Genomic DNA, 26273 nt, shown 5'->3' on the forward strand with positions numbered 1-26273 from the left:
AAAATAAAGATGCAAAAGTGCTTCACGTTGATGCATTTATTCATATCCTGAAACATAATAAATAATTATGATACGTGGGCCTCATTTGCAGCCTAAACCAGAGCCAGTACGGTTGCGCAAGAATGAACACTGACAAGACCGATAAGCCTGTACAAAGGAAATGGCATGATGAATTGGGATGATGCACGCTTCTTCCTGGCGGTCGCGCGCTGCGGCACTTTACGAAAAGCCGCCAATGAACTACACGTCGATCAGGCCACCGTCGGGCGGCGCATTACTGCATTTGAAGAGAGCCTGGGCTCCAAGCTGTTTATCCGCACGCCAAAATCCTTTTCCCTCAGTCCATTGGGTGAAGAGATGCTGGCCGACGTGATGAATATGGAAAACGCCGTACAAGCGATTGGCCGCAAAGCCACCAGCGGTGACGACAGCCTGTGCGGTAATGTACGCATCGCCACGACAGATACCATGGCTGAAGCCTTTGTCATCCCGGCGCTGAAGGTGCTGCGGGAGCAACACCCGTTAATTACGGTCACGATGCTGACGGCGGTTAATATCTCTGATATCTCTTATCGCGGTGCCGATTTAGCGATCAGGGGGGCACGGCCAGAGTCCGATGAACTCATTATCAAGCGCATGGCCACCATTGAGATGGGGTTGTATGCAACGCAGGACTACCTCGACAAGCACGGGATGCCGACCAAAGGCGACCATCTGCGCGGTCACGATCTGTTGATGTTCCCACGCGAACTGGTACCCCGCCACTGGAACGACTTCTGTGGCGAAGCGCTGATCGACCCTAACGTGGTGCTTCAATGCAATTCGCAGCTGCTTCTGCGTTCGGCGACACGCAACGGATTGGGAATTGGCCTGCTGTCCTCCTTCCTGGCGGATAAAGACCCAGACCTGGTACGCATCTTCCCGGAGAATAAAGACTGGGTCGATATTTGGTTGGTGCTGCACCCTGACCTGCAACGTGCGGCGCGCGTTCGTGCTGTCGTACAGGTTCTGGAAGAATCGTTTAAAAACAATCCCGGCTGATCATTGGCCCCGACTTCCCCACCCACCATAAAAAAAGGTCGCCGAAGCGACCTTTTTTACTGCCGTGATGCCTATCAGAACATCGGCTGTGCCATCTGCACCAGCGTAATCAGCGGCTGCGGATAAACACCCAACAGCAACACCAACGCGGCAGAAATCAGCACTACGACACCGCCGGCAGTCAACGCCCAGTTATTTGGGGTATCACGCTGCAATGCTTCCGGTGCGCTGAGGAACAGGCTGACGGTGACACGCAGGTAGTAGTACAAACCAATGGCACTGCCCAGCACCACTGCGCCGGTCAACCACCACAGGTGAGCACTGACACCCATCGCGATAACAAAGAACTTACCGATAAAGCCCAGCGTCATCGGAATACCGGCCAGTGATAACATCATCACCGTCATCACCGCGGACAGGATTGGCTTATGCCAGAACAGACCACGGTAAGAGAACAGTGAATCAGCATCTGGACCACGGTACGGACTGGACATCAAGCTGACCACACCGAACGCACCCAGGCTGCTGAACAGGTAACCTGCCAGATAAACACCGGCGGTTTCCAGCGACAGTTGATGAGTTTGCACCGCAATCAACGCCACCAGCAGATAACCCAAATGGGCAATCGACGAGTAACCCAACAGACGCTTGATGTTGGTCTGGCTGATGGCCATCAGGTTGCCGAACAGAATCGAACAAACCGCAATGATTGCCAGTACCATACGCAACGCTTCGCTATCGGCAGCCGGGGCATACAGGAACAGACGCATCACTACCGCGAAGATTGCAATCTTGCTGGCGGTGGCCAGGAAGGTTGAAACCGGCGCAGGCGCCCCTTGATACACATCAGGTGTCCACAGTTGGAACGGCACCAGAGACAGTTTGAAGCCCAAACCGACAATCATCATGCCCATACCCGCCAGGATCAGCGGCTGGTGCATCATGTTTTCCTGCAGGCTCTTGCCCAGGCCAGCCAGTGACAGGTCACCAGACTCTGCATACAGGAGCGCCATACCGAACAGCAGGAATGATGATGCCGCAGCGGACAACAGCATGTACTTGATGGCCGCTTCCAATGGGCGCTTTTGGCGGTAGGCATAACCCACCAGGCCAAACAGCGGCAGCGAGATCAGTTCAATACCGAGGAACAGCGACGCCAGATGGTTGGCGCTCGCCAGCAGAATGCCACCCAGGGTAGCAATCAGCACCAGCAGGTAGAACTCTTCGCGGTTGTCCGGGTAACCGACCAGCCAAGGATAGGCAAAGGTACAGGTCGCCAGACTCGCCAGTATCACCAGCCCGGTATAGAACATCGAGTAGCCGTCAACCCGCAGCAGCGGGGTGACGTCCATTGGGCCAGCCTGGCCGACAAAGTACAGCGAAAGCAGCGCCAGGTTGAGACCGATCACGGTGAGAGTGGCGTTGATAAAGTGGTCGCGTCGCCACGCAATGCCAAGCATCACAACCACCACCGTCAATCCGACGATCAACAGTGGTAGCAATGCGATCAGTTGTTGAGGAGTTATTGTCATGGCGAATTACGGCCTTGTTGTTGAAATTGCTGAAACTGATGAACCAAACCAGTGTTGCACGTTGCTCATCGCCGCATGAGAAGTGTCCAGAATCGGCTGCGGGTAAACCCCCAGCAGAACCAGCAACACCACCAGTAGCAGAATGATGAACAGCTCACGCGCGGTCATGCCCGGCAACGGTTGGTCAGACTTGGCTTTGCCGTAGTAGGCGCGCTGCATCATGATCAACGAGTAAACCGAAGCAAACACCAGACCGAAGGTAGAAATCACGGTGATCACCGGTACAACCTGGTAGCTGCCGAACAGGATCATGAATTCACCGACGAAGTTACCGGTACCCGGCATCCCCAACGTCGCCACTGCAAAGAACAGCGACAGCGCAGGAATGTATTTAATACGTCCCCACAAGCCACCCATCTCACGCATGTCACGGGTATGCAGACGTTCATACAATTGCCCGCAGATGATGAACATACCGGCCGCTGACAGCCCGTGCGCAATCATCTGGATCACCGCGCCCTGGTAAGCCAGTTGGCTGCCCGTGTAGATGGCAATCAGTACGAAGCCCATATGGGAAACGGAGGTATAAGCAATCAGACGCTTGATATCGGTCTGTGCAAACGCCATCCAGGCACCGTAGAAGATACCGACCACGCCCAACCACATCGCAATTGGCGCAAACTCATGTGAAGCTTCCGGGAACAATGGCAAGCTGAAACGCAACAGACCGTAGGCCGCGGTTTTCAGCAAGATCCCCGCCAGGTCCACAGAACCCGCGGTTGGTGCCTGGCTATGCGCATCCGGCAACCAGCCGTGCAATGGCACTACCGGCATTTTCACCGCAAAGGCGATGAAGAAGCCCAGCATCAGCAGGTACTGCACGTTATGTGACATTGGCGTTTGCAGCAGGTCTTCGTAATCAAAGGTCCACACGCCGGTCGCGTTGTAGTGCACGAACACCAGGCCCAAAATGGCAATCAGCATCACCAGACCGCTGGCCTGGGTGTAGATGAAGAACTTGGTGGCCGCAGTGATACGGGTTTTCCCGTCCGACGCCTTGTGACCCCAGAGTGCAATTAGGAAGTACATCGGCACCAACATCATTTCCCAGAAGAAGAAGAACAGGAACATGTCGATGGCGAGGAACACGCCGATTACCCCACCCAGGATCCACAGCAGGTTCAGGTGGAAGAAGCCCTGGTATTTCTGGATTTCACGCCAGGAACAGAGGATAGCCAACACGCCCAGCAGGCCGGTCAGCACCACCATCAGCAGTGAAAGGCCATCCAGCGCCAGGTGGATAGAAATACCAAAACGCGGGATCCACGGCAGCAGGAATTCAGACTGCCACTGCGGAATGCCTTTCGGCGTAGTCAACGTGTAGCCACCCTGCATCCACAGATGCAGAGAAAGCGCCAATGTCAGCCCCATTGCGATCAACGCAATCCAGCGCGGCACCTTAGTACCGAAGCGCTCAAACTGCCAGCACAGCAGACCGCCAATAAAGGGGATAAGAATTAGCCAAGGTAATAGCATGGCGTTTTGTGTCCCTATTCTACCGTTGTCTTTCACGCTGTGGCGTTGTTGGCTACGTCTGTTCACCCCGGTCACTTACTTCAGTAAGCCCCTGGGGATTTGCACACTTGCCGCCTAGCCACAACGCGAAATTCATACGGTATAAAACATTCCGCATAGCGCCGTGTTAACGGACGCTACGCCCGATAATTGTGTCTACTCTCTGTTAAACCAAAATCAACAGAGCTAGCACCACCACTGCACCCACACCCATAGACGCTATATACCAACGCACCTGACCGTTCTCGCTGACTGTCAGACCTCGGTTCCCCCAGCGGGAGAAGATGGCCGGCAGGTTCATCATCGAGTTCAGCGGATCGCGTTGCAGCAACTTCGCAATACCCAGGTACGGCTTGACGAACACTTTGTCGTACAGCCAGTCGAAGCCCCAGGCATGGAACCACCAGGTCGAGAAGAAACGCCCTGGTGCGCTTTTGGCGATACGGGTAACCAGGCTACGTTTGCCCAGCCACAGCGCCGCCGCCAGCAGAATGCCGACGATAGCCACTACGCCGGAGGTGATCTCCAGCTGCAGCACGCTACCGTGCGCCAACTCGGTGGTATCTGGCAGTACACCCTGCAACGGCGGCACAATCATCGCGCCGACGAAGGTGGACAGCACCAGCAGAACCAACAGTGGCAGGTGGTGAGTGATGCCTTTACCGGCATGCGCTTTGATTTTCTCCTCGCCATGGAACACGATGAAAATCATACGGAAGGTATACAGTGAGGTCATGAATGCACCGACCAAACCGGCAATCATCAGGTTAATGTGTCCGTTGGCCATCGCGCCGGCCAGGATCTCATCCTTACTGAAGAAGCCCGCGGTGATCAGTGGCAATGCCGACAGCGCAGCGCCACCCACCAGGAAGCAGACGTAGACCAGCGGAATGCTCTTGCGCAGGCCACCCATCTTGAAGATGTTCTGCTCGTGATGGCAGGCCAAAATCACCGAACCGGAGGACAGGAACAACAGCGCCTTGAAGAAGGCATGGGTCATCAGGTGGAAGATAGCCGCATCCCACGCCTGTACGCCCAACGCCAGGAACATGTAACCAATCTGGCTCATGGTGGAGTAGGCAAGTACGCGCTTGATATCCGTTTGGACCAGCGCGGCAAAGCCCGCCAGTACCAGGGTCACCGCCCCGATAATACCCACCAGATGCAGGACTTCCGGTGCCATCAGGAACAGGCCGTGAGTACGTGCAATCAGGTAGACACCCGCGGTTACCATGGTTGCAGCGTGGATCAATGCTGAAACCGGGGTTGGACCCGCCATCGCGTCCGCCAACCAGGTCTGCAACGGCAGCTGCGCCGACTTACCGACCGCGCCGCCCAGCAACATCAAGGTAGCCCAGGTGATCGCCGTATCGCCGACCGCCAGTTTTTGCGGTGCCAGGATCATCAGTTCACGGATGTTCAGCGTGCCCAGTTCGTTGTAGAGGATGAACAACGCAAACGCCAGGAACACGTCACCAACGCGGGTCACGATGAAGGCTTTCATCGCCGCCGCACCGTTGGCCGGATCTTTATAGTAGAAACCGATCAACAGGTAGCTGCACAGGCCCACGCCTTCCCAACCCAGGTACAGCAGCAACAGGTTGTCTGCCAGAACCAATACCACCATGCTGGCGATAAACAGGTTGGTGTAAGCGAAGAAGCGTGAGTAGCCTTCTTCACCGCGCATGTACCAGGACGCGAACATGTGGATGAAGAAACCCACACCGGTGACCACTGACAGCATGGTCAACGACAGCCCGTCCAACGTCAGCGTCACGCCGATGTTGAAGTTGCCGACGGTCATCCAGTTCCACAGGCTTTGCTCAAACAGCTGTACGCCGGTGGCTTTCTGGGCGAAGAAGTCCATCGCCACATGCACAGTAACCAACGCAGCCAGGCCGATAGAGCCTACGCCAACGGTCGCCGAAACGTTTTCAGACCAGCGGCCACGGGAAAAGGCCAACAGCAGGAACCCGATCAGCGGTAGCAGAATAGTTAAATATAATAGGTTCATCCGCGCATCTCACTGACAGTATCAATATTCAGGGTATGACGACGACGGTAGAGCTGCAGCAGCAACGCCAGACCAATACTGGCCTCGGCTGCCGCCAAACTGATCGCCAGGATGTACATCACCTGCCCATCCGGTTGGCCCCAGTAGCTACCCGCGACGATAAACGCCAATGCCGCAGCATTGATCATCACTTCCAGACTGATCAGCATAAACAGCAGATTGCGACGAACCAGTAACCCGGTCAGACCAAGGACGAACAGGATCGCCGCCAGGATCAAACCATGTTGAAGAGGGATCATGCTTGCTCCTCCGATTTTCTTCTCGCCATTTCGCTACTGGCCGGGGCGTTACTCAACACTTCACCCGGTTTGTGCTCACGGCCAATGTGGAAGGCAACAACCAGACCTGCCAACAACAGCATTGAAGCCAGCTCGACCGCCAGAACGTAAGGACCAAACAGGCTGATCCCTACCGCTTTCGCGTCGACCATGTCACCGCTGATGCCCTGATCAGACACGCTACGGATAGCGACAATCAGTACCGCTAATAGCGCCAGCGACAACAGGCCCGGGCCAATCCACACAGACGGCTTCAGCCAATCACGCTCTTGCTGCTGCACCGCGTTGCCGAGGTTCAGCATCATCACCACGAACACGAACAACACCATAATGGCGCCCGCGTAAACGATGATTTCCAGCGCTGCGGCGAAATACGCGCCGAGTGAGAAAAAGACTGCAGAGATCGCCAATAGCGAGACGATCAGATACAGCAACGCATGCACAGGGTTGGTATGCGAGATCACGCGAATTGTCGCGACCACCGCAATCAAACCTGCCAGATAAAAGGCAATTTCCATGCTTGCTGGCTCCTTAAGGCAACAGACCTTTGACGTCGATCGGTTTGGCTTCGTTTTCGGCTTCGCCCTTGGCTTTGCCGTCAATCGCCATACCGGCCATCCGGTAGAAGTTATATTCCGGATATTTACCCGGCCCCGAGATCAACAGATCTTCTTTTTCGTACACCAGATCCTGGCGCTTGAACTCACCCATTTCGAAATCCGGCGTCAGCTGGATCGCGGTAGTCGGGCAAGCCTCTTCGCACAGGCCGCAGAAAATGCAGCGCGAGAAGTTGATGCGGAAGAATTCCGGGTACCAGCGGCCGTCTTTCTGTTCTGCTTTTTGCAGCGAGATACAGCCCACCGGGCAGGCAACCGCACACAGGTTACATGCCACACAGCGTTCTTCACCGTCCGGATCGCGCGTCAGCACAATACGGCCACGGTAGCGCGGTGGCAGGTAAACCGGTTCTTCCGGATACATCTGGGTTTCGCGCTTGGCGAAGGCGTGCAAGCCTATCATCCAAATGCTGCGCACCTGGGTGCCGAAACCAACCAATAACTCTTTCAATGTCATGGTTTATTCACCCCTTATTGAGCGTTGTACAAAATGACTGCGGCGGTCGCCAGCAGGTTCAGCAGCGTCAGCGGCAGGCACACTTTCCAGCCGAAGGCCATCACCTGGTCATAGCGCGGACGCGGCAGAGCAGCACGAATCAGAATAAACATCATCATGAAGAAAGCCGTTTTCAGCGCGAACCAGATGAATGGCGGCAGGAATGGACCCTGCCAGCCACCGAAGAACAACGTCACAATCAGGGCAGAAACGGTGACGATACCGATGTACTCACCCACAAAGAACAGACCGAACTTCATGCCGGAATATTCAATGTGGTAACCGTCAGCCAGTTCCTGCTCAGCTTCCGGTTGGTCAAACGGATGGCGGTGGCACACCGCAACGCCGGCAATCGCAAAGGTCACGAAGCCGAAGAATTGCGGGATGACGTTCCACAGATGCGCCTGAGATTCAACGATGGTTTGCATGTTGAAAGAGTCCGCCTGCGCGACCACGCCCATCAGCGACAGGCCGATGAACACTTCATAGCTCAGGGTTTGTGCGGAAGCACGCATCGCCCCCAACAGCGAGTATTTGTTGTTGCTCGACCAACCAGCGAACAGCACGGCATATACCGCCAGGCCAGCCATCATCAGGAAGAACAAAATACCGATATTTAGGTCGGACACTGCCCAGGTCGGGCTGACCGGAACAATGGCAAATGCCAGCAACAGGGAAGTAAAGGCGATCATCGGCGCCAGGGTAAAGATCACCCGGTCGGAGAATTTCGGTACCCAGTCTTCCTTGAAGAACATTTTGATCATGTCGGCGACCAGCTGCAGCGAGCCGCCCCAGCCGACACGGTTTGGTCCATAACGGTTCTGGAACAAACCGAGCAAACGACGTTCGCCGAAACTCATGAATGCCCCACAGCTCACTACGACCAGCAGGATCACTACCGCTTTAAGAATGGCAATCAGAATGTCGATCACCTCAGGGGTAAACCAGCTCATCGTGTCGCCTCCCGCAGATTTTCAACCGTCGCACCCACCAGTACTGGCGGGATCCCAGGTAAGCCAAGCGGTAACCCCACCTGTCCCTGGGTCAGGGCTTCACTCAGGCGTACTGGCAGACGCAATGTCTGGCCCGCACAGCTGAACTCCACCAGCGCACCGGCATTGACGCCAAGCGCAGCCGCATCCGCCGGGTTCACCATGACATAAGCCTCTGGCATACGTTGCTGAATTACACCAGAACGCTGTGACATTTCGTCACTGCCGAACAAATGGTAATACGGCGCAACACGCCAGCCTTGCTCATGACCAAAGGCGGCAGGCACGTTGGTAAAGTAACCCAGCTTGCCCTCCCCTGCTTCGATCAGGCGTACACCCGGATCGCCATGACGCAACTTGCCACCCACTTCGGCCTGGAACTTGTTCCATGCCTGCGGTGAGTTCCAACCTGGCGCCCAGGCGAATGGGATCTGCTGACGATCGGCCAGCGGGCTGTTGTTCCCTTCCATTGAGAAGGCAAACATGGTGTCTTTATCCTGCGGTTGACGCGGTTCATGCACGCTAATATTGGCGCGCATGGCCGTACGGCCGCTGGAACGAATTGGAGAACGCGCCAGTTTCTGACCACGAATACGGAAGCTCGCGTCCGGTGCTGCATCGACGATACCCTGCAGTTGCGGCAGTGCATTAACACAGGCGGCTATCACGTCGTCGAGCTGCGTCCAATCCACGTGGCGACTGGTGTAGGTAGAGTGCAGCGAGTGCATCCAGCGCCAGCTTTCCAGCATCACGGTAAACTGATTCTTTTTGGCATCGTCGTAGTAGGCAGGATCGTAGACCTGGAAGAAGCGCTGTGCGCGGCCTTCCTGGTTGACCAACGTACCGTCACTCTCGGCAAAACTTGCCGCCGACAGGATCAGGTTAGCCTTTTCCATCACAGCAGTGCGTTGATGGTCCGCGACAATCAGGTTGCTGACCTTGGCCAGCGCCGCGTCCACTTTCGCCGCCGACGCATGCCGGTAGAGATCGTTTTCCATGACGATAGCGGTGTCGGCTTCGCCGTTTTCCAACTGCGTCAAAGCCTGATCAAGTGAACCGCCGCCGATCATCGACAAACCGATGCTGTTGGCAGCGCTGGCTACGAAGGTGATACCCACGTCAGAACCGCGATCCTTCAGCGCTTTGGCGATGTTGGCCGCCGCTTCGATGATAGCTTCGCTACCGGCGTTGCTGCCGGTGATGATCAACGGTTTGCGCGCGTCGGTCAGCGCCTGCACGATGATGTCGACTTTCTTGTTCAGACCGCCAGCCAGATCGCTAACCGCAGGTGCCGCATTGTCCAGCGCATGGGCAATAGCGAAGCCGAAGCGCGCCTGCTCATCCACCGGTGCACGGTAGTTCCATGCCGCAATGTCATCCAGACGCGTGTCGTCCACGTTGGTCACGAACAGCGGGTATTTGGCATGCTGACCAATGTTTTGGATCGCAGCGATCTGCCAGTCGGCAACACGCTGGGCCGCCGCCATGGCACGGGCCTTGCCTTTCACCGCCTGACGTACTGACAGCGCGATACGCGCACCGGTCTGGGTGAGATCTTCACCCAACACCAATACCGCGTCGTAGCCTTCGATTTCACGCAGTGCCGGCGTGTAAACGCCGCTGTTTTGCAGCACGTTCAGCATCAGGTTCAAACGACCCTGTTCGGCCTGCGAGATACCGGTGTAGAAGTTCTCGGCACCCACCAATTCGCGCAGTGCGAAGTTGCTTTCCAGGCTGGCGCGTGGTGAACCAATACCGATGGTTTTCTTTGCCTGACGCAGAATGTCCGCCGCGCCCTGCATGGCTTGTTCGGCATTCAGGGTGATCCAGTCGTCACCGCGCAGCTGTTGTGGCTGGCGCGGACGATCTTTCTGGTTCACGTAGCCATAACCAAAGCGGCCACGGTCACACAGGAAATAGTGGTTCACGCTGCCGTTATAACGGTTTTCGATGCGACGCAGTTCGCCATAGCGCTCACCCGGGCTGGTGTTACAGCCGATGCTGCACTGCTGGCAGATGCTTGGCGCAAACTGCATGTCCCATTTACGGTTATAACGCTCGGAGTGCGTTTTGTCGGTGAACACGCCGGTCGGGCACACTTCTACCAGGTTACCGGAGAACTCGCTTTCCAGCGTACCGCTCTCGACGCGGCCAAAGTAGACGTTGTCGTGAGCACCGTACACACCGAAATCGGTACCGTCCGCATAATCCTTGTAGTAGCGCACACAACGGTAGCAGGCGATGCAGCGGTTCATCTCATGCGAGATAAACGGCCCCAGTTCCTGGTTGTTATGGGTACGCTTACTGAAGCGGTATTTACGGAAGCTGTGGCCGGTCATTACTGTCATATCCTGCAGGTGACAGTTACCGCCTTCTTCACATACCGGACAGTCGTGCGGGTGGTTGGTCATCAACCACTCAACCACGCTTTCACGGAACTGTTTGGCTTCGCCATCGTCGATGGAAATAAAGGTTCCATCGGATGCCGGTGTCATACAAGACATCACCAAACGGCCACGCGTATCTTCCGCGTTTTGGTATTGCTTTACCGCACATTGGCGGCAAGCGCCGACGCTTCCCAGCGCCGGATGCCAGCAAAAGTAAGGAATATCGAGGCCGAGAGAGAGACAAGCCTGCAACAGGTTGTCAGCTCCATCTACATCGTATTCTTTGCCGTCTACATGAATCGTAGCCATAGTCAGCATGCTTCCAAGTGGCCTGCCTTACGGCAGGCGTTAATCAAAAATTCTGGCCGTGTTCGGGCGAGTTCGGCTTACCAGCGCTGCTTCAGCAGGTTGTTCGGCTGAATGCCGCCAATCGCATGCGCGTTACTGAAATGCTTCACGGCGATACCCGCTTCGAACTCTTCACGGAAATATTTAATTGCGCTTTGCAGTGGCTCTACGGCACCTGGCGCATGGGCGCAGAAGGTTTTGCCCGGGCCGAGGGAACGGCACAGCTGCTCGAGGGTTTCGATATCCCCCGGCTGCCCTTGGCCATTTTCCAACGCACGCAGGATCTTCACGCTCCACGGCAAGCCGTCGCGACATGGCGTACACCAACCGCAGGACTCGCGAGCGAAGAACTCTTCCAGGTTGCGCACCAACGGAACCATGCCGATTTCGTGGTCCACCGCCATCGCCAGCGCAGTGCCAAGACGGCTGCCGGCTTTACCGATGTTCTCGAAGTCCATCGGCAGATCAAGGTGATCGGCAGTCAGGAAGTCTGTCCCTGCGCCGCCGGGCTGCCAGGCTTTAAAACGCAATCCGTCACGCATGCCGCCGGCGTAATCTTCCAGAATTTCACGCGCGGTGGTGCCAAACGGCAGTTCCCAAACGCCTGGGTTTTTCACCCGGCCGGAGAAGCCCATCAGTTTGGTCCCGGCGTCGTTACTCTTACCGGCGGAGATCCCCTTGTACCAGTCAATACCGTTCGCCAGGATCGCCGGAACGTTACACAGGGTTTCTACGTTATTCACGCAAGTCGGTTTGCCCCAAACACCGGAAGAAGCCGGGAAAGGTGGCTTGGAACGCGGGTTGGCACGGCGGCCTTCCAGCGAGTTGATCAATGCGGTTTCTTCGCCACAGATATAACGACCCGCACCGGTATGAACAATCAGCTCAAAGTCAAAGCCGCTGCCCATAATATTCTTGCCCAAATAACCGGCTTCGGTGGCTTCAGCGATCGCACGGCGCAGATGCACCGCCGCTTCGATGTACTCACCACGCAAGAAGATATAGCCACGGTAAGCCTTCAACGCGAACGCAGAGATCAACATGCCTTCAACCAACAGGTGCGGCAGTTGCTCCATCAGCAGGCGGTCTTTATAGGTGCCCGGCTCCATTTCATCGGCGTTACACAGCAGGTAACGGATGTTCATGGATTCGTCTTTCGGCATCAGGCTCCACTTCAGACCGGTGGAGAAACCGGCGCCACCACGACCTTTCAACCCGGCGTCTTTTACCAGGGTGACGATCTCGTCCGGGGCCAGGCCCTTAATGGCTTTTTCAGCGCCTGCGTAACCGTTCTTGCTGCGGTATTCATCCAGCCAAACAGGCTGTTTGTCGTCGCGCAGCCGCCAGGTCAGCGGGTGCATTTCGGGAGTGCGTACAATGTCTTTAATCATTGATACTGCTCCAGTAGCGTCTCGATATCTTCAGGCTTCAGCTGACTGTGAGTGTCCTCATCAATCATAATGGTTGGCCCTTTATCGCAGTTGCCCAGGCAGCAGGTTGGCAGCAGAGTGAAGCGACCATCAAAGGTCGTTTGACCTGGTTTGATGCTCAGCTTCTTCTCAATGGCAGCCTGAATGCCCTGATAACCGGTGATATGACAAACAACGCTGTCACAATAGCGGATCACGTGACGTCCTACTGGCTGACGGAAAATCTGGCTGTAGAACGTGGCCACGCCTTCTACGTCGCTGGCAGGAATGCCCAGCACTTCCGCGATGGCATAAATCGCACCGTCCGGAACCCAGCCACGCTGCTTCTGCACAATTTTCAGTGCTTCGATGGAGGCAGCGCGTGGGTCCTCGTAATGGTGCTTTTCGTGCTCGATCGCATCACGTTCTTCCGCGCTCAGCTCAAATGCATTAACGCCGCTCTGTGGAGCGGCCGCATTGATGGGTTCAAGCGCTTCGTTATTCGCGTGATTGTCTTTTTGATCATGCATAGTTAGCGGTCCACATCTGACATTACAAAATCGATACTACCCAGATAGACGATCAGGTCGGAGACCAGGCTGCCACGGATTACCGCTGGGATTTGCTGCAAGTGCGCAAAGCTTGGCGTACGTACCCGGGTGCGGTAGCTCATGGTGCTGCCGTCGCTGGTCAGGTAGTAGCTGTTGATCCCTTTAGTGGCTTCAATCATCTGGAATGATTCGTTGGCTGGCATCACCGGGCCCCAGGAAACCTGCAGGAAGTGGGTGATCAGCGTTTCAATGTGCTGCAGCGTACGCTCTTTCGGCGGCGGCGTGGTCAGCGGGTGATCGGCCTTGAACGGACCTTCCGGCATGTTGTTCAGGCACTGTTCAAGGATGCGCAGACTCTGGCGCAGCTCTTCCACCTTTAACATCACGCGGGTATAGCAGTCGCTGTTGCCGTCGCCGACAGGAATTTCGAAATCGAAGTTCTCGTAGCCAGAATAAGGACGCCATTTACGCACGTCGAACTCGATACCGGTGGCGCGCAGACCGGCGCCAGTGACGCCCCACTCCAATGCTTCTTTAGCGTTGTAGGAGGCTACCCCAACGGAACGGCCTTTCAGGATACTGTTCTTCAGCGCAGCCTTGACGTAAGAGTCCAGACGTTTTGGCATCCACTCAAGGAACTCACGCAGCAGACGATCCCAACCGCGTGGCAGGTCGTGTGCAACACCGCCAATACGGAACCAGGCCGGGTGCATACGGAAACCGGTAATCGCTTCAACCAAATCGTAGATTTTCTGACGGTCGGTAAAGGCGAAGAACACCGGGGTCATTGCACCGACGTCCTGAATAAAGGTACTGATGTACAGCAAGTGACTGTTGATGCGGAACAGCTCTGACAGCATCACGCGAATCGTGTCTACGCGATCCGGCACTTTGATCCCGGCCAGTTTCTCAACGGCCAGCACATAAGGCATTTCGTTCACACAACCGCCGAGGTACTCGATACGGTCGGTGTACGGGATGTAGCTGTGCCAGGACTGGCGCTCGCCCATTTTCTCGGCACCGCGGTGGTGGTAACCGATATCCGGCACGCAGTCGACGATCTCTTCACCATCCAACTGCAAAATAATGCGGAATGCGCCGTGCGCAGAGGGGTGGTTCGGACCGAGGTTAAGGAACATGAAGTCCTCGTTCTCTGTACCACGCTTCATGCCCCAATCTTCTGGCTTGAAGGTCAGCGCTTCCATTTCCAGATCTTCTTTCTGTTTGGTCAACACGAAAGGATCGAATTCGGTGGCACGCGCCGGGTAGTCTTTACGCAGCGGGTGGCCTTCCCAGGTTTGCGGCATCATGATGCGCGTCAGGTGCGGGTGGCCGTCGAAGGTAATACCGAACATTTCCCAGGTTTCACGCTCATACCAGTTGGCATTCGGGAATACCTTCGTCGCTGTGGGCACGTGCAAGTCTTTTTCAGACAGTGCCACTTTCAGCATGATATCGCGGTTACGTTCGATAGAAATCAGATGATAGAAAACAGAGAAATCCGCAGCAGGCAGGCCGTCGCGGTGGGTACGCAGACGCTCGTCTACGCCATGCAGATCGAACAGCATGACATAAGGCTTCGGCTGTTTTCTCAAAAACGTCATTACTTCCAGTAACTGGTCAGGCTTGACCCATACCACGGGCATTCCGGTACGGGAGGGCTGAACAGTAAAGGCTTCCGGCCCAAAACGGTTGCGCAGTTCGCCAATAACCGGATCGTCAAGGTGATCCCGGGTTTGCCAAGAAGGCAAGGCGTCGTGCGTCGTTGAATCTGTCATAATTTTTTTTCACCACACTAAAGGGTTATTTCGCCGCAAGTTCACTTTTCGCTGTGTTAACCAATAGCGCACTAAGATGGACGTTAAATGAACGTCTTAAATCTCGTCAGGCGTCCGAAGGTTGGTCACCGCGATACGCTCGCCGTGTTTACGCTCTCTTTCAGACTGCATATTGGCGCGATAAACGCCCTGATCGCCGACAACCCAAGACAGTGGGCGGCGTTCTTTACCAATGGATTCCTGCAGCAGCATCAGTGCTTGCATGTACGCTTCTGGGCGCGGTGGGCAGCCAGGGATATACACGTCGACCGGAAGGAACTTGTCCACGCCCTGCACAACGGAGTAGATGTCGTACATGCCGCCGGAGTTGGCGCAGGCGCCCATGGAGATCACCCATTTAGGCTCCAGCATCTGTTCGTACAGGCGCTGAATGACCGGGGCCATTTTGGTGAAGCAAGTACCGGCCACAACCATCAAGTCAGCCTGACGCGGTGAAGCACGCAATACTTCAGCACCAAAACGGGCCACGTCGTGAACGGCGGTAAACGACGTCACCATCTCCACATAACAGCACGAAAGGCCGAAGTTATATGGCCATATAGAGTTTTTACGCCCCCAGTTCACCATGTCATGCAATGCATGCTCGAGTTTACCCATGTAAACCGTGCGGTGAACCTGTTGGTCCAGAGGATCAGCGACGATCTCCTGTTTTTGCAGGGGGTAACGGTCGTTCTCACCGTTCGGGTCTATGCGGGTGAGCGTATAGTCCATCTTAATGCCTCGTTTTTAACCGACTACTGCGGATGACTGTTGGTGGCGTTCTTGATTGTGCCCGGTTTGCTCTGACGCTTGGAACGCGCCGGAGTCCAGTCCAATGCGCCAATGCGCACCAGGTAAACCAGACCAGCCAATAGCACCAAAATGAAAATGGCGGCTTCGATAAAGCCAACCCAACCGCTCTCACGAATGGAGACCGACCAGGCGTACAGGTATAAGGCTTCAACATCGAAAATAACGAAGAACATGGCGACCAGGTAGAACTTGGCGGACAGACGCATACGCGCCGTGCCGACGGAGTCGATGCCTGATTCAAATGGGGTGTGTTTGGCGCGCGCGCGGGCTCTCCCGCCCAAGAAGAACGCACCCAGCAGCATTAAGCCGCAAAGCCCGATAGCCACGACAAGAAATACGGCGAACGCCCAGTGATGAGCGATAACTTCAGTGGTTGTTGACATACTCTATGCTTACTCATCAAAAGTGGCGTCGATCGCTCTGCTCTTGTATCTGGCAGTTAGTGCACCACATCGATTTAAGGGAAGGATAAATTAACCACACAAACAAACTGCTTTTACAGCGAGTTAGGCAGCGTTTTACTGTGGGCTTTTTACTCCTTTCTATAACCTTTTGTCAACTTTGACAAAAGTATCTACACACTAGTTTACATACATATCATTTAATTAACATTTCATGCGCCTGGCTTAGGCTAAATCGTGTCAGTTAATTGCTGTGTAGAAACAGATAGATATAAACCAACATGCTCATTTCAGTTTTACTATACCATTGTCTCAGGAATCTCCTGTTCTTCCACTCACTACCTAGGGGTATTTTTTTGATCCAGGACACGTTTCCAGCATAAATCCTCAAAAAAAGTGTGGCCCTTTAATAAATTTTGTCAATTTCGGCGGTCAAACACGTCCGTGACAAACTACCAAAATAACCATATTGATTCCATGCCTTTAGCTGGCGCAATTAATCGTTCAAAAAATCATCGAAAGCGTTTTATTTCGACTGATAAAGGTTCTCACCCATAAATAAAAACAGAAGAAATAACCTTTTCAGATAACAAATCATGTTAACTGCTTATAAATAGAACTCTCTGTGATTTTAGGCCAAAAAAAACCTCCACCGAGGTGGAGGTTTTTCATCCGGTTTAACGCGTTTTGGCGTTATTCCTCATCATCAACCAGACAAGCATCATCTTGCAGCGAAGCACCTGGCCCACTGAAGCTGTAGTTGCTCGTACCGTTCTGCATGGCGCTGAAAATTGCCATTGCCAGCTCGTTGGCGCACTTTGGATCCTTGCACAAGGCATATTGGGTATCCGGCAACGGTGGCAAACCTTCTACCGCGCCTAACACCCGCAAGTCCGGGCTCATCATTTCGATTGGCCGAACGGTGATCCCCAGCCCTGCCTTGCATGCAGCACGAACGGCAGAGAGTGTCGAGGCAACATAGGCGATTCGCCATGGGATCCCGGCGTCATCCAGGTGCTTGATCGCCATGGCGCGGAACGGACTCGGTTCGTCCATCACCACCAACGGGATAGGTTCCCCCGCCTGGAAATGGTAATCTGCCGAGCAATACCACAGGGTTGGCGAAGTCCGCAGCACAATATGCGGGCGGTCTTCGGTCGCCGTTGTGGTAATCGCCAGATCGACTTCACCGTTTTCCAGCATGTCGTTCATAAACGAGCTAGGTTTCACCCGAACATCAATTGCCAGCTTTGGATACACTGACGTGACGCGGTTGAGCAGGAAAGGCAAGATGGTATCGGCGGTATCGTCAGAAGCACCGATAGTCAGAACACCTTTTATATTGTTGTACATCAGTGAAGTACAGGCTTCGTCGTTGAAGCGCAGGATTTTCCTGGCGTAGCCGAGAAGCTGAATACCGTGTTCGGTCAGTAATTTATTGCGCCCATGACGGGCAAACAACTCTTTGCCAACCAGTTGCTCTAACCGCTGCATTTGTTGACTGACGGCTGATTGGGTACGACAAACGGCAACTGCCGCCGCCGCAAAAGTATTCAAATCAGCAACAGCAACAAAGGTTCTAAGCAGATCGAGGTCGAGATTAAGTATCGGACGATTTGCAGTTGTCATAGTGTTTTCTTCACTTTTTGAATTCTAATTTACAAACTACCCTGGTGTGTTTCTAAGACATCGTTTAAAAGGGACGATGCCAGACATGACAGTACCCCACTCATTAGTGGAGGGCAAAAAAATTACTTTTAATTCGTTACCTCTATCGCCTTTTAAAATGTGATCTATCGCAGATGCTTATAGAACACCGTACTTTATTCGTGGTTAAAGTGTTTAATTTTTACCAGCGTAAATATTTTACTCATTCACCGCGCCTGATTTCCACTCCAATTGTGCTGCACAACTTCCGCACCCAGACTGGCCTCGGCGTCCATCGATACGGTAAAACGTAAATTTTTTTTCCCGTATCTTTCGGTTCATTTTTTAACGAATTTAATAAATTCAACCAGTAACATTTATTCTTTAAATAATCCCGGAATAACTACTTAAATTCGGCTTAAGTTAAAAACTGTAATATTGCTAATGTAATTTGGCCTTAACATTGAGTTTGGATCGCCGATTGACAACTCGCCATCAGACAACTCTGGCATTATCATTTCTTTACATTTTATCTGTTTTAATCCTCGGTCCAGCTTAACAATCGTTGACACCTCAGCGCTGATACGCCGATGGCCTTGAGCAATTATACCTGTACGCACCCGCCATGACAGAGCAAAAAACCAGAAAAAAAACAAAAACCAGAGTTAAAACCCATCAAATTACTTTAGCGTTGTTTATACCCCCTGAAATTGCCCTCAGCCCCCTTCGTTTGCACCAAAGGCGTGCACAACCCTTCAAAAGCGCTAACGCCAGGAGTACATTGTGCAGGTTGCGGTGTTCCACGGTAGGAACGCCCCCATCCCAGCAAAAGGCTCAACTTTTTATGTCCCCCATTGAGAAATCCAACAAACTGGACAACGTCTGCTATGACATTCGCGGCCCGGTGCTCAAAGAAGCTAAACGTCTTGAAGAAGAAGGCAATAAAGTCCTGAAACTGAACATCGGCAACCCTGCCCCGTTTGGTTTCGACGCCCCTGACGAAATCCTGGTCGACGTGATCCGCAATCTGCCCACGGCGCAAGGCTATTCTGACTCCAAAGGGCTCTTCTCGGCACGTAAAGCGATCATGCAGCACTACCAGGCGCGTAACATACGTGACATGACCGTTGAGGATATCTACATCGGCAATGGGGTTTCCGAGCTCATCGTGCAATCGATGCAGGCGTTGCTGAACAGCGGCGACGAAATGCTGGTGCCGGCACCGGATTATCCGTTATGGACTGCTGCCGTCTCGCTGTCCGGTGGTAAAGCCGTGCATTATCTGTGTGATGAAGAAGCCGGCTGGTTCCCAGATCTGGATGATATCATCAGCAAGATCACCCCCCGCACCCGCGGTATCGTGATCATCAACCCGAATAACCCGACCGGCGCGGTATACAGCAAAGCACTGCTGGAGCAGATTGTTGAGATCGCCCGTCAACACAACCTGATTATCTTCTCCGATGAGATTTACGACAAAATCCTGTATGACGAAGCCGAGCACCACTCTATCGCCGCGCTGGCGCCGGATTTGCTGACAGTCACCTTCAACGGGCTGTCTAAAACCTATCGCGTGGCCGGTTTCCGTCAGGGTTGGATGGTACTGAACGGGCCGAAGAAACACGCCAAGGGCTACATCGAAGGGTTGGAAATGCTGGCGTCAATGCGCCTGTGCGCCAACGTTCCAATGCAGCATGCGATCCAAACGGCACTGGGTGGCTATCAGAGCATCAGCGAATTCATTCAGCCCGGCGGACGCCTGTATGAACAGCGCAACCGCACCTGGGAACTGTTGAACGAGATCCCCGGCGTTTCCTGCGTGAAGCCTCAGGGTGCGCTGTATATGTTCCCTCGCATCGACGCCAAGCGGTTTAATATTCGCGACGACCAGAAATTGGTCCTGGATCTGCTGCTGCAGGAAAAAGTGCTGCTGGTACAAGGCAGCGCCTTCAACTGGCCATACCCGGATCATGTACGAATCGTTACCTTGCCGCGTGTCGACGAGTTGGAAATGGCAGTGGGTAAACTGGGCCGCTTCCTCGAAGGCTACCGCCAGTAAAAATTAACGGCACTCTCGTAATAGCCGAAATGCTTCGCGTTGTATCAAGGCGGCAACTGAGCACATGTCCGGGAGCATAGAGAGCTATGTGACCGGAGTGGGCGAAGGCAGCCAACAAAGAGGCAACGTGAAGCATGAAGGATATTTGCATAAGCCGCCGTCACTGCTCACAATGGAATCCTCACTTGCCGTTGTAAAAGAGAGCACCATGAGCCAGAGCCACTTTTTTGCCCATCTGTCCCGCTTGAAACTGATTAATCGCTGGCCGCTGATGCGCAATGTCCGTACCGAGAATGTTTCCGAACACAGTCTGCAGGTGGCGTTTGTCGCCCATGCGTTGGCCGTGATTAAAAATAGAAAGTTCAATGGCAACCTGAGCGCCGATCGCGTCGCCCTGCTGGCGATGTATCATGATGCCAGCGAAGTGATCACGGGTGACATGCCGACGCCTATCAAGTATTACAATCCGCAGATCGCCCACGAATATAAGAAGATAGAAAAAATCGCTCAGCAGAAGTTGCTGGATATGATTCCTGCCGAATTACGCAACGATTTCCGCTCTATTCTTGACGAGCACTATTATACCGAAGACGAAAAATTGGTGGTCAAGCAGGCAGATGCGCTCTGTGCCTACCTGAAATGTCTGGAGGAATTGTCTGCCGGTAATAACGAATTCAAGCTGGCGAAAGCCCGATTGGAAAAGACCCTGCAGCAGCGCAGCAGCCCGGAGATGGATTATTTTATGAACGTGTTTATTCCCAGCTTCAGCCTATCCCTGGATGAAATCAGCCTGGACTCCTCTCTGTAATCTTCATGGCGCAGCACGCTGCGCCGTTAATTAAAAGGCATACAGCCACGGCACAATGATCACGCTGACCAACATCACCAGCAGTGTGAATGGCACGCCCATGCGGACAAAATCACCAAACTTATAGTTCCCTGGCCCCAGCACCAACGTATTTACCGGCGAAGAAACTGGCGTCATAAACGCAGCCGACGCGGCAATGGCGATAATCATGGCGAACGGATACGGCGAAACACCCATTTCGCGCGCAGCCGCGATGGCTATCGGCGCCATCAGTACCGCAGTCGCCGTGTTGGAGATAAACAGCCCGATAGTGGCGCACAGTGCAAACAGGCACAGCAGCATCACCCGCGGCCCCGCACCACCGGCAACGTCCATCAATCCGCGGACGATCAAATCCACCCCACCGGTTTTCTGGAGTGCCTGAGCAAAGGGCATCATGCCGACAATCAAGATAATGCTCGGCCAGTGGATCGACTTATAGGCACTTTCCATGTCGATGCAGCGGAACTTGCCCATCAGTAAACAGGCAATCAATGCGGCGATCGGGTTTGGGATCTCGTCAGTCAGCATCATTGCCACCATCAACGCCAAACAGAATAATGCGTGTGGAGCCTGGGTGATCGCCGGTGCGACCTCGTCGACCTCGGCCGGTAGATTGAGCACGATAAAATCGTGGGTTTTCGCCTGCAGTTGACGAATCGCTTTCCAGTCGCCGATCACCAACAAAATGTCGCCCAATGCCAAGGGCTCATCCACCAGTTTGCCAGACAGGGTTACACCATTGCGACGGATCCCGACCACGTTCAGATCGTAACGGCTTCGAAAGGCAGATTCGCGCAAACTTTTGCCCAATAGCGTTGAATCGGGGATTAACGACACTTCCGCCATACCCACGTTGCGCGATTGTTCGGAGAAATAATCGCCGCGTAGTACCATCGGCTCCAGTTGCTGCTCGCTGCAAAACTCGCGGAGATCCACCTGGCTGTCCGACATGTCGAGCAAAAGCACATCCCCTTCGCGCAGTTCAGTGCTGCCGGATGCGCTTACCATCACACGCCGGAAGCGCTTCCAGCGTTCAATCCCCACCACGTTTGCACCGTAACGGGCTCGCAGGTGCACTTCGTCGAGCGAACGCCCCACCAGCGGAGACCCGTTACGGATAGCCAGCCGGCGCGCCCTGCCCGTCAGCTTGTAGTCACGGATCAGATCGCGAAAAGTACGCCGGTGCCAGGTTTCCCGGGTTTTATCACCGTCGTCATTGCTCAGCCAGCGGCGGGCCACCAGCATGTAACCCACGCCCAGCACCAATACCGCCAAGCCGACGGGCGTCACGCCGAAAAAGCCAAAGCCGCTAATGCCTTCACGCACCAATTCGCTGTTCACCACCATGTTAGGCGGCGTCGCCACCAGCGTCATCATACCGCTAATCAGACCGGCAAAACTCAGCGGCATCATCAACCTGCCCGGGGCAATTTTCATCCGTGCCGCGACGCTCAGCACCACCGGAATAAAGATTGCCACCACGCCTGTCGAGCTCATGAACGCACCCAGGCCCGCCACGGTGACCATCAGCAACATCAACATCTTGGTTTCACTGCTACCGGCAACTTTCACCAACCAGTCGCCCACCTGATAAGCCACACCGGTGCGTACCAACCCCTCCCCGATCACAAACAGCGCAGCGATCAGAATCACGTTGGGGTCGCTAAACCCCACCGTCGCCTCAGACAAGGACAGTGTGCCGCTCAGCACAAAGGCGATGATGACCAACAACGCCACAACGTCCATACGCAGCTTATTGGTGGTAAACAGCACAATGGCAATCAACAGTAAACTCAGCACCCACAGTAATTCGCTGTTCAAAACGGCCTCATCCGGCAGAGATATCCAAGGGCTTAAAAAGTAGCATAAAAAAACCCCGCCGATGCGGGGTCTAATCAATTAGGGTGAAGATAGGGAACGTCGCGTTAGGCTACCTGACGAATCTCTGCACCCTGTTCCGTTTTGTCTACGGCAATCTGCTCAAGCGAAGTCAGCAACAGATCGACCTGGTCCCGCTTTGGCGCATCGGCAGGTGCATTGACTGCAATCACCTGGCAGCCCGCGGCCAAGCCAGAAAGAATACCGGCGGCGGCGTCTTCAACCACGACGCAATCCTGCGGCGCCAACCCGAGACGTTCGGCACCCAGCAGATACGCATCCGGCTGCGGTTTGCCATGTTTTACCTGTTCGGCAGTAATGAAAACGTCAGGTTCCGGCAAACCACCCGCGCGGCGGCGAGCGGTCGCCACCGGGATCGAGCCGGAGGTAACGATCGCCCACGGGATATCGAGTTGATCCAACCGCGCCAGCAACGCCGCGGCCCCTGGCAAGGCAGTCACACCATCGGTGTCCTGCGCTTCTACTTGTTCCAACAGCAGGAACTCTTGCTGAATGGCAGCCTCACTTTCACCCGGCATAAAGTGACGCAACGAGGTAATGGCCTGTTTACCGTGAATAAAATCCAGTACGTCCTGCGGATTAATGCCACGGCGTGTGGCCCAATTGATCCAGGCGCGCTCTACCGCCGGCAGCGAATCCACCAACGTCCCATCAAGATCGAACAGAAAACCCTTACACTCCACAGGAAACCTCTTTATTCAGGCATTAATAATTTGCGCTATCTCAACGGCGCTCAAATGATACTGACGTGGGCATGACAGCCAGATCGCCAGCATACGCTGGTACTTTTCCCACATTTTGGTTTGGGCGTTAAAGCCGTGGCTGCCGGAATCGAAATGAGTATAACGTCCTTCGGTATTAACAAGGAAACGCACGTAGCTCAAATGACGAGCCTCGGTGGCAGCGTCAAAACCGAGAAACGCCAGCCGACGTGCTTCAATCCCCTGCTTTTCCTTCAGGTTATCCCAGGAAACCTGCAATGCATGGTGCATTTCCATCACATTAATAATGGTGCGGCACACGTCTTCGCTCATCTCACCAAAATCGCGGTCCAGCTCGCGCATCTGCAGACCGAACCCCCGTTCAATGATGGTCTGCAGGCGACGGTAACGTTCGGCGTTATCCGGATCGAGCAGAGTCATCATCTTGTATTGGTTGGACAGGATTAGCCGTTGGGCGTGGGTCATTTCCATCGTAATTTCCTCGATAAATTGCTTATGACGGAAGCATCGCACAGCGCAATATCACAGGAAATCACAACTCGCCGGTTCTTTGATTTGAACGGGGGTTATTCGTCACCGCAGTAAAAAGGCCGCTGAAGAATGCGGCCCTTTTTGATGTTACAGGTCATCCAGGAAGGTTTTATCCAACTGCTTGAAGGCGCGCTTCAACAGGTCGGCCAGAGCCTGGTACGTTGGTGTGCCTTCTACCGGCGCCACAGCCTGGCCAGCCTCCGTTAACTTATTGCGTACCTCGTGGTACCACTGCAACAACGTTGGCGGCAATGGCGTGATCGAACGACGCCCCAACCACCACAAGCCTTGCATCGGCATGCTACAGGCGAACAACGCCGTGGCAATGGCCGGCCCCAACTGCCCCCCAAGGGCAATCTGCCAGGTCAGGGTAAACACCGCCAGCGGCGGCATGAAGCGGACGGCAAAACGGGTGGCACTCGCAACGCGATTCTCCGGAAAGACCGGAGCCAGACGTTTGTCTGACGGCCAGGTTTTCATGTAATGCTGCCCGCGCTGGAATACCTGAAACCAGCTTACGGAACCGGACGGTTTGCTCGTCATCGCGTACCTCAACGTCACAAAGAAAAATAAGGGCACGGCAAACACAATACTAAAAAATTTGAAGCTTTAAATTTATTTTGTGTTTGCCTCAGGCTATCGGTATCCTAAGCCGGCCTTTTGGCCGGTAGAAGATGACAAGAATTCTGTCAACTTTTAGCCCTATAAAAATCAAGATTACTTAAACCGCAGAGAAATCATCGGTTTTTTCATCGTCATGTGGTTTGTGCAATTCACATGATGTTAATCATAAATGTCAACGGCATTATGCGCTACGCTTGTTGTCTGATTGACGATTAATTCACCACGTGTTTTGGTATTTCCTTTAACAACACGAACTATTTAAGTAGGTACTTCCATGTCGAGTAAGCTAGTACTGGTCCTTAACTGCGGCAGTTCTTCCCTGAAATTCGCTATCATCGATTCTGTCAACGGTGAAGAACACCTCTCCGGCTTAGCCGAATGTTTCCACCTGCCTGAGGCTCGCCTCAAGTGGAAGATGGACGGCGCCAAACATGAAGCTGCTCTGGGTGCCGGCGCTGCGCACAGCGAAGCACTGAACTACATTGTTAATACTATTCTGGCACAAAAACCGGAGCTTTCAGCACAGCTGACCGCTATCGGCCACCGTATTGTGCACGGCGGCGAGAAGTTTACCGCTTCTGCTGTAATCAATGACGATGTCCTGCAGGGTATCAAAGATGCAGTACCTTTTGCACCACTGCATAACCCAGCACACCTGATCGGTATCGCTGAAGCCTTGAAATCCTTCCCTAAACTGGCTGATAAAAACGTGGCAGTGTTCGACACGGCATTCCACCAGACCATGCCGGAAGAATCCTACCTGTACGCCCTGCCGTACAGCCTGTACCGTGACCACAGCGTTCGTCGCTATGGCGCACACGGCACCAGCCACTTCTATGTCACTCAAGAAGCGGCAAAAGCGCTGAACAAGCCCGTTGAAGAAGTTAACCTGATCACTTGCCACCTGGGCAACGGCGGTTCTGTAACTGCAGTGCGCAACGGTAAATGTGTTGATACCTCCATGGGTCTGACCCCGCTGGAAGGCCTGGTCATGGGCACCCGTAGCGGTGACATCGATCCAGCTATCATCTTCCACCTGCATGACGCACTGGGCATGAGCGTTGATCAAATCAACAAAATGCTGACCAAAGAATCCGGCCTGCTGGGCCTGACCGAAGTCACCAGCGACTGCCGTTATGTCGAAGACAACTACGAAACCAAAGCCGACGCCAAGCGTGCAATGGACGTATTCTGCCACCGTCTGGCCAAGTACATCGGCGCATACAGCGCATTGATGGATGGCCGTCTGGACGCGGTGATCTTCACTGGCGGTATCGGTGAAAACGCCGGCATGGTGCGTGAGCTGACCCTGGACAAACTGGGCCTGCTGGGCTTCGAGATTGACCACGAGCGCAACATGGCTGCGCGTTTCGGTAAATCCGGTGCCATCACCAAAGACGGCAGCCGCCTGGCGCTGGTTATCCCGACCAACGAAGAATTGGTCATCGCGCAAGACGCATCCCGTCTGACCGCGTAATGCTTTCCGACACCGTCAGCCCAGGCTGGCGGTGCTGTTTTAGCCTTCATACTTGAAGCCGCAGCCACATTGACTGCACGCGTTTGCCGTCTGGCTGCAACTTCAACTATTTTGGCTATAGCCTCATGTCAAA

Annotated in this window: 22 protein-coding genes; 4 read left to right on the top strand and 18 right to left on the bottom strand. The window is 54.2% G+C overall.

All coding sequences use genetic code 11. The annotated features are described in order from the left end of the window. Positions 1 to 165 precede the first annotated feature (165 nt). Complete coding sequence (locus AC2FCQ_RS05935; RefSeq protein WP_209638935.1) at positions 166 to 1041, top strand: LysR family transcriptional regulator; 876 nt, start codon at positions 166 to 168, stop codon at positions 1039 to 1041. A 74-nt stretch (positions 1042 to 1115) separates the two neighbouring features. On the opposite strand, the gene nuoN is transcribed toward AC2FCQ_RS05935, so the two are convergent. The 14 genes from nuoN to lrhA form a co-directional block, all read right to left on the bottom strand. After that, entirely contained in the window at positions 1116 to 2573 is a 1458-nt protein-coding gene (nuoN, locus tag AC2FCQ_RS05940; protein ID WP_209638933.1) for an NADH-quinone oxidoreductase subunit NuoN, read from the bottom strand. Between the two features lie 6 nt (positions 2574 to 2579). Further along, positions 2580 to 4109: an NADH-quinone oxidoreductase subunit M gene (nuoM, locus tag AC2FCQ_RS05945; protein WP_209639047.1), complete on the bottom strand. Its 1530-nt coding sequence runs from the start codon at positions 4107 to 4109 to the stop codon at positions 2580 to 2582. 205 nt (positions 4110 to 4314) lie between these two features. Beyond that, positions 4315 to 6162: an NADH-quinone oxidoreductase subunit L gene (nuoL, locus tag AC2FCQ_RS05950; protein ID WP_209638931.1), complete on the bottom strand. Its 1848-nt coding sequence runs from the start codon at positions 6160 to 6162 to the stop codon at positions 4315 to 4317. Further along, positions 6159 to 6461, bottom strand: a complete 303-nt coding sequence (nuoK, locus tag AC2FCQ_RS05955) for an NADH-quinone oxidoreductase subunit NuoK (RefSeq protein ID WP_012146014.1) — start codon at positions 6459 to 6461, stop codon at positions 6159 to 6161. Before nuoK ends, nuoL begins: the two co-directional genes overlap by 4 nt. Further along, positions 6458 to 7018, bottom strand: coding sequence for an NADH-quinone oxidoreductase subunit J (gene nuoJ, locus AC2FCQ_RS05960; RefSeq protein WP_037420982.1), 561 nt, complete (start codon positions 7016 to 7018; stop codon positions 6458 to 6460). Before nuoJ ends, nuoK begins: the two co-directional genes overlap by 4 nt. 13 nt (positions 7019 to 7031) lie before the next feature. Beyond that, entirely contained in the window at positions 7032 to 7574 is a 543-nt protein-coding gene (gene nuoI / locus AC2FCQ_RS05965) for an NADH-quinone oxidoreductase subunit NuoI (RefSeq protein WP_004947256.1), read from the bottom strand. Between the two features lie 14 nt (positions 7575 to 7588). Further along, positions 7589 to 8566 (bottom strand): NADH-quinone oxidoreductase subunit NuoH, encoded by a 978-nt coding sequence (gene nuoH, locus AC2FCQ_RS05970; RefSeq protein ID WP_037420984.1) that lies wholly within the window; start codon positions 8564 to 8566, stop codon positions 7589 to 7591. Beyond that, positions 8563 to 11301, bottom strand: coding sequence for an NADH-quinone oxidoreductase subunit NuoG (gene nuoG / locus AC2FCQ_RS05975; RefSeq protein WP_209638927.1), 2739 nt, complete (start codon positions 11299 to 11301; stop codon positions 8563 to 8565). The genes nuoH and nuoG overlap by 4 nt, the downstream gene beginning before the upstream one ends. A gap of 77 nt (positions 11302 to 11378) precedes the next feature. Further along, entirely contained in the window at positions 11379 to 12731 is a 1353-nt protein-coding gene (gene nuoF, locus AC2FCQ_RS05980) for an NADH-quinone oxidoreductase subunit NuoF (RefSeq protein ID WP_209638925.1), read from the bottom strand. Continuing rightward, on the bottom strand, positions 12728 to 13279 hold the full coding sequence (gene nuoE, locus AC2FCQ_RS05985) for an NADH-quinone oxidoreductase subunit NuoE (RefSeq protein WP_490308473.1): 552 nt from the start codon (positions 13277 to 13279) through the stop codon (positions 12728 to 12730). Before nuoE ends, nuoF begins: the two co-directional genes overlap by 4 nt. Before the next feature lie 2 nt (positions 13280 to 13281). Further along, the gene (nuoC, locus tag AC2FCQ_RS05990) at positions 13282 to 15078 is read right to left on the bottom strand and encodes an NADH-quinone oxidoreductase subunit C/D (RefSeq protein ID WP_209638923.1); all 1797 of its coding nucleotides are present in this window, start codon (positions 15076 to 15078) and stop codon (positions 13282 to 13284) included. 96 nt (positions 15079 to 15174) lie between these two features. After that, a complete protein-coding gene (locus AC2FCQ_RS05995) occupies positions 15175 to 15849 on the bottom strand; it encodes a NuoB/complex I 20 kDa subunit family protein (RefSeq protein ID WP_004947278.1) in 675 nt (224 codons plus the stop codon). A 23-nt stretch (positions 15850 to 15872) separates the two neighbouring features. After that, the gene (locus tag AC2FCQ_RS06000) at positions 15873 to 16313 is read right to left on the bottom strand and encodes an NADH-quinone oxidoreductase subunit A (RefSeq protein ID WP_209638921.1); all 441 of its coding nucleotides are present in this window, start codon (positions 16311 to 16313) and stop codon (positions 15873 to 15875) included. 711 nt (positions 16314 to 17024) lie between these two features. Next, entirely contained in the window at positions 17025 to 17960 is a 936-nt protein-coding gene (gene lrhA, locus AC2FCQ_RS06005) for a transcriptional regulator LrhA (RefSeq protein WP_209638919.1), read from the bottom strand. Between the two features lie 862 nt (positions 17961 to 18822). Between lrhA and AC2FCQ_RS06010 the strand changes: the two genes are divergently transcribed. Both AC2FCQ_RS06010 and yfbR read left to right on the top strand, forming a co-directional pair. Further along, a complete protein-coding gene (locus AC2FCQ_RS06010; protein ID WP_209638917.1) occupies positions 18823 to 20037 on the top strand; it encodes a pyridoxal phosphate-dependent aminotransferase in 1215 nt (404 codons plus the stop codon). Between the two features lie 208 nt (positions 20038 to 20245). Next, entirely contained in the window at positions 20246 to 20845 is a 600-nt protein-coding gene (yfbR, locus tag AC2FCQ_RS06015; RefSeq protein WP_037421003.1) for a 5'-deoxynucleotidase, read from the top strand. Between the two features lie 30 nt (positions 20846 to 20875). On the opposite strand, the gene AC2FCQ_RS06020 is transcribed toward yfbR, so the two are convergent. The 4 genes from AC2FCQ_RS06020 to yfbV form a co-directional block, all read right to left on the bottom strand. Then, complete coding sequence (locus AC2FCQ_RS06020) at positions 20876 to 22708, bottom strand: SLC13 family permease (protein WP_404759220.1); 1833 nt, start codon at positions 22706 to 22708, stop codon at positions 20876 to 20878. 104 nt (positions 22709 to 22812) lie between these two features. Then, positions 22813 to 23469 (bottom strand): sugar phosphatase, encoded by a 657-nt coding sequence (locus AC2FCQ_RS06025; protein ID WP_265555668.1) that lies wholly within the window; start codon positions 23467 to 23469, stop codon positions 22813 to 22815. Positions 23470 to 23484: 15 nt separating this feature from the next. Further along, entirely contained in the window at positions 23485 to 23979 is a 495-nt protein-coding gene (locus AC2FCQ_RS06030) for a YfbU family protein (protein ID WP_037421009.1), read from the bottom strand. A 147-nt stretch (positions 23980 to 24126) separates the two neighbouring features. Beyond that, on the bottom strand, positions 24127 to 24582 hold the full coding sequence (gene yfbV, locus AC2FCQ_RS06035; protein WP_209638913.1) for a terminus macrodomain insulation protein YfbV: 456 nt from the start codon (positions 24580 to 24582) through the stop codon (positions 24127 to 24129). 355 nt (positions 24583 to 24937) lie between these two features. Here yfbV and ackA point away from each other — a divergent pair, with 355 nt between their 5' ends. Further along, complete coding sequence (gene ackA / locus AC2FCQ_RS06040) at positions 24938 to 26140, top strand: acetate kinase (RefSeq protein WP_209638911.1); 1203 nt, start codon at positions 24938 to 24940, stop codon at positions 26138 to 26140. Positions 26141 to 26273: the final 133 nt, after the last annotated feature.

The organism is Serratia sp. CoH_134_PS_4 (genome assembly GCF_058190535.1).

What these genes read in the sequence shown, in the direction of transcription:
- nuoK (WP_012146014.1), bottom strand. Translation starts at nt 6,461, where the DNA reads ATGATCCCTCTTCAACATGGTTTGATCCTGGCGGCGATCCTGTTCGTC.
- AC2FCQ_RS06010 (WP_209638917.1), top strand. Translation starts at nt 18,823, where the DNA reads ATGTCCCCCATTGAGAAATCCAACAAACTGGACAACGTCTGCTATGAC.
- nuoI (WP_004947256.1), bottom strand. Translation starts at nt 7,574, where the DNA reads ATGACATTGAAAGAGTTATTGGTTGGTTTCGGCACCCAGGTGCGCAGC.
- AC2FCQ_RS05995 (WP_004947278.1), bottom strand. Translation starts at nt 15,849, where the DNA reads ATGGACTATACGCTCACCCGCATAGACCCGAACGGTGAGAACGACCGT.
- nuoE (WP_490308473.1), bottom strand. Translation starts at nt 13,279, where the DNA reads ATGCATGATCAAAAAGACAATCACGCGAATAACGAAGCGCTTGAACCC.
- yfbV (WP_209638913.1), bottom strand. Translation starts at nt 24,582, where the DNA reads ATGACGAGCAAACCGTCCGGTTCCGTAAGCTGGTTTCAGGTATTCCAG.
- nuoF (WP_209638925.1), bottom strand. Translation starts at nt 12,731, where the DNA reads ATGATTAAAGACATTGTACGCACTCCCGAAATGCACCCGCTGACCTGG.
- AC2FCQ_RS06030 (WP_037421009.1), bottom strand. Translation starts at nt 23,979, where the DNA reads ATGGAAATGACCCACGCCCAACGGCTAATCCTGTCCAACCAATACAAG.
- nuoJ (WP_037420982.1), bottom strand. Translation starts at nt 7,018, where the DNA reads ATGGAAATTGCCTTTTATCTGGCAGGTTTGATTGCGGTGGTCGCGACA.
- nuoG (WP_209638927.1), bottom strand. Translation starts at nt 11,301, where the DNA reads ATGGCTACGATTCATGTAGACGGCAAAGAATACGATGTAGATGGAGCT.
- ackA (WP_209638911.1), top strand. Translation starts at nt 24,938, where the DNA reads ATGTCGAGTAAGCTAGTACTGGTCCTTAACTGCGGCAGTTCTTCCCTG.
- nuoH (WP_037420984.1), bottom strand. Translation starts at nt 8,566, where the DNA reads ATGAGCTGGTTTACCCCTGAGGTGATCGACATTCTGATTGCCATTCTT.
- yfbR (WP_037421003.1), top strand. Translation starts at nt 20,246, where the DNA reads ATGAGCCAGAGCCACTTTTTTGCCCATCTGTCCCGCTTGAAACTGATT.
- nuoN (WP_209638933.1), bottom strand. Translation starts at nt 2,573, where the DNA reads ATGACAATAACTCCTCAACAACTGATCGCATTGCTACCACTGTTGATC.
- AC2FCQ_RS06000 (WP_209638921.1), bottom strand. Translation starts at nt 16,313, where the DNA reads ATGTCAACAACCACTGAAGTTATCGCTCATCACTGGGCGTTCGCCGTA.
- nuoM (WP_209639047.1), bottom strand. Translation starts at nt 4,109, where the DNA reads ATGCTATTACCTTGGCTAATTCTTATCCCCTTTATTGGCGGTCTGCTG.
- lrhA (WP_209638919.1), bottom strand. Translation starts at nt 17,960, where the DNA reads ATGACAACTGCAAATCGTCCGATACTTAATCTCGACCTCGATCTGCTT.
- nuoL (WP_209638931.1), bottom strand. Translation starts at nt 6,162, where the DNA reads ATGAACCTATTATATTTAACTATTCTGCTACCGCTGATCGGGTTCCTG.
- AC2FCQ_RS05935 (WP_209638935.1), top strand. Translation starts at nt 166, where the DNA reads ATGATGAATTGGGATGATGCACGCTTCTTCCTGGCGGTCGCGCGCTGC.
- nuoC (WP_209638923.1), bottom strand. Translation starts at nt 15,078, where the DNA reads ATGACAGATTCAACGACGCACGACGCCTTGCCTTCTTGGCAAACCCGG.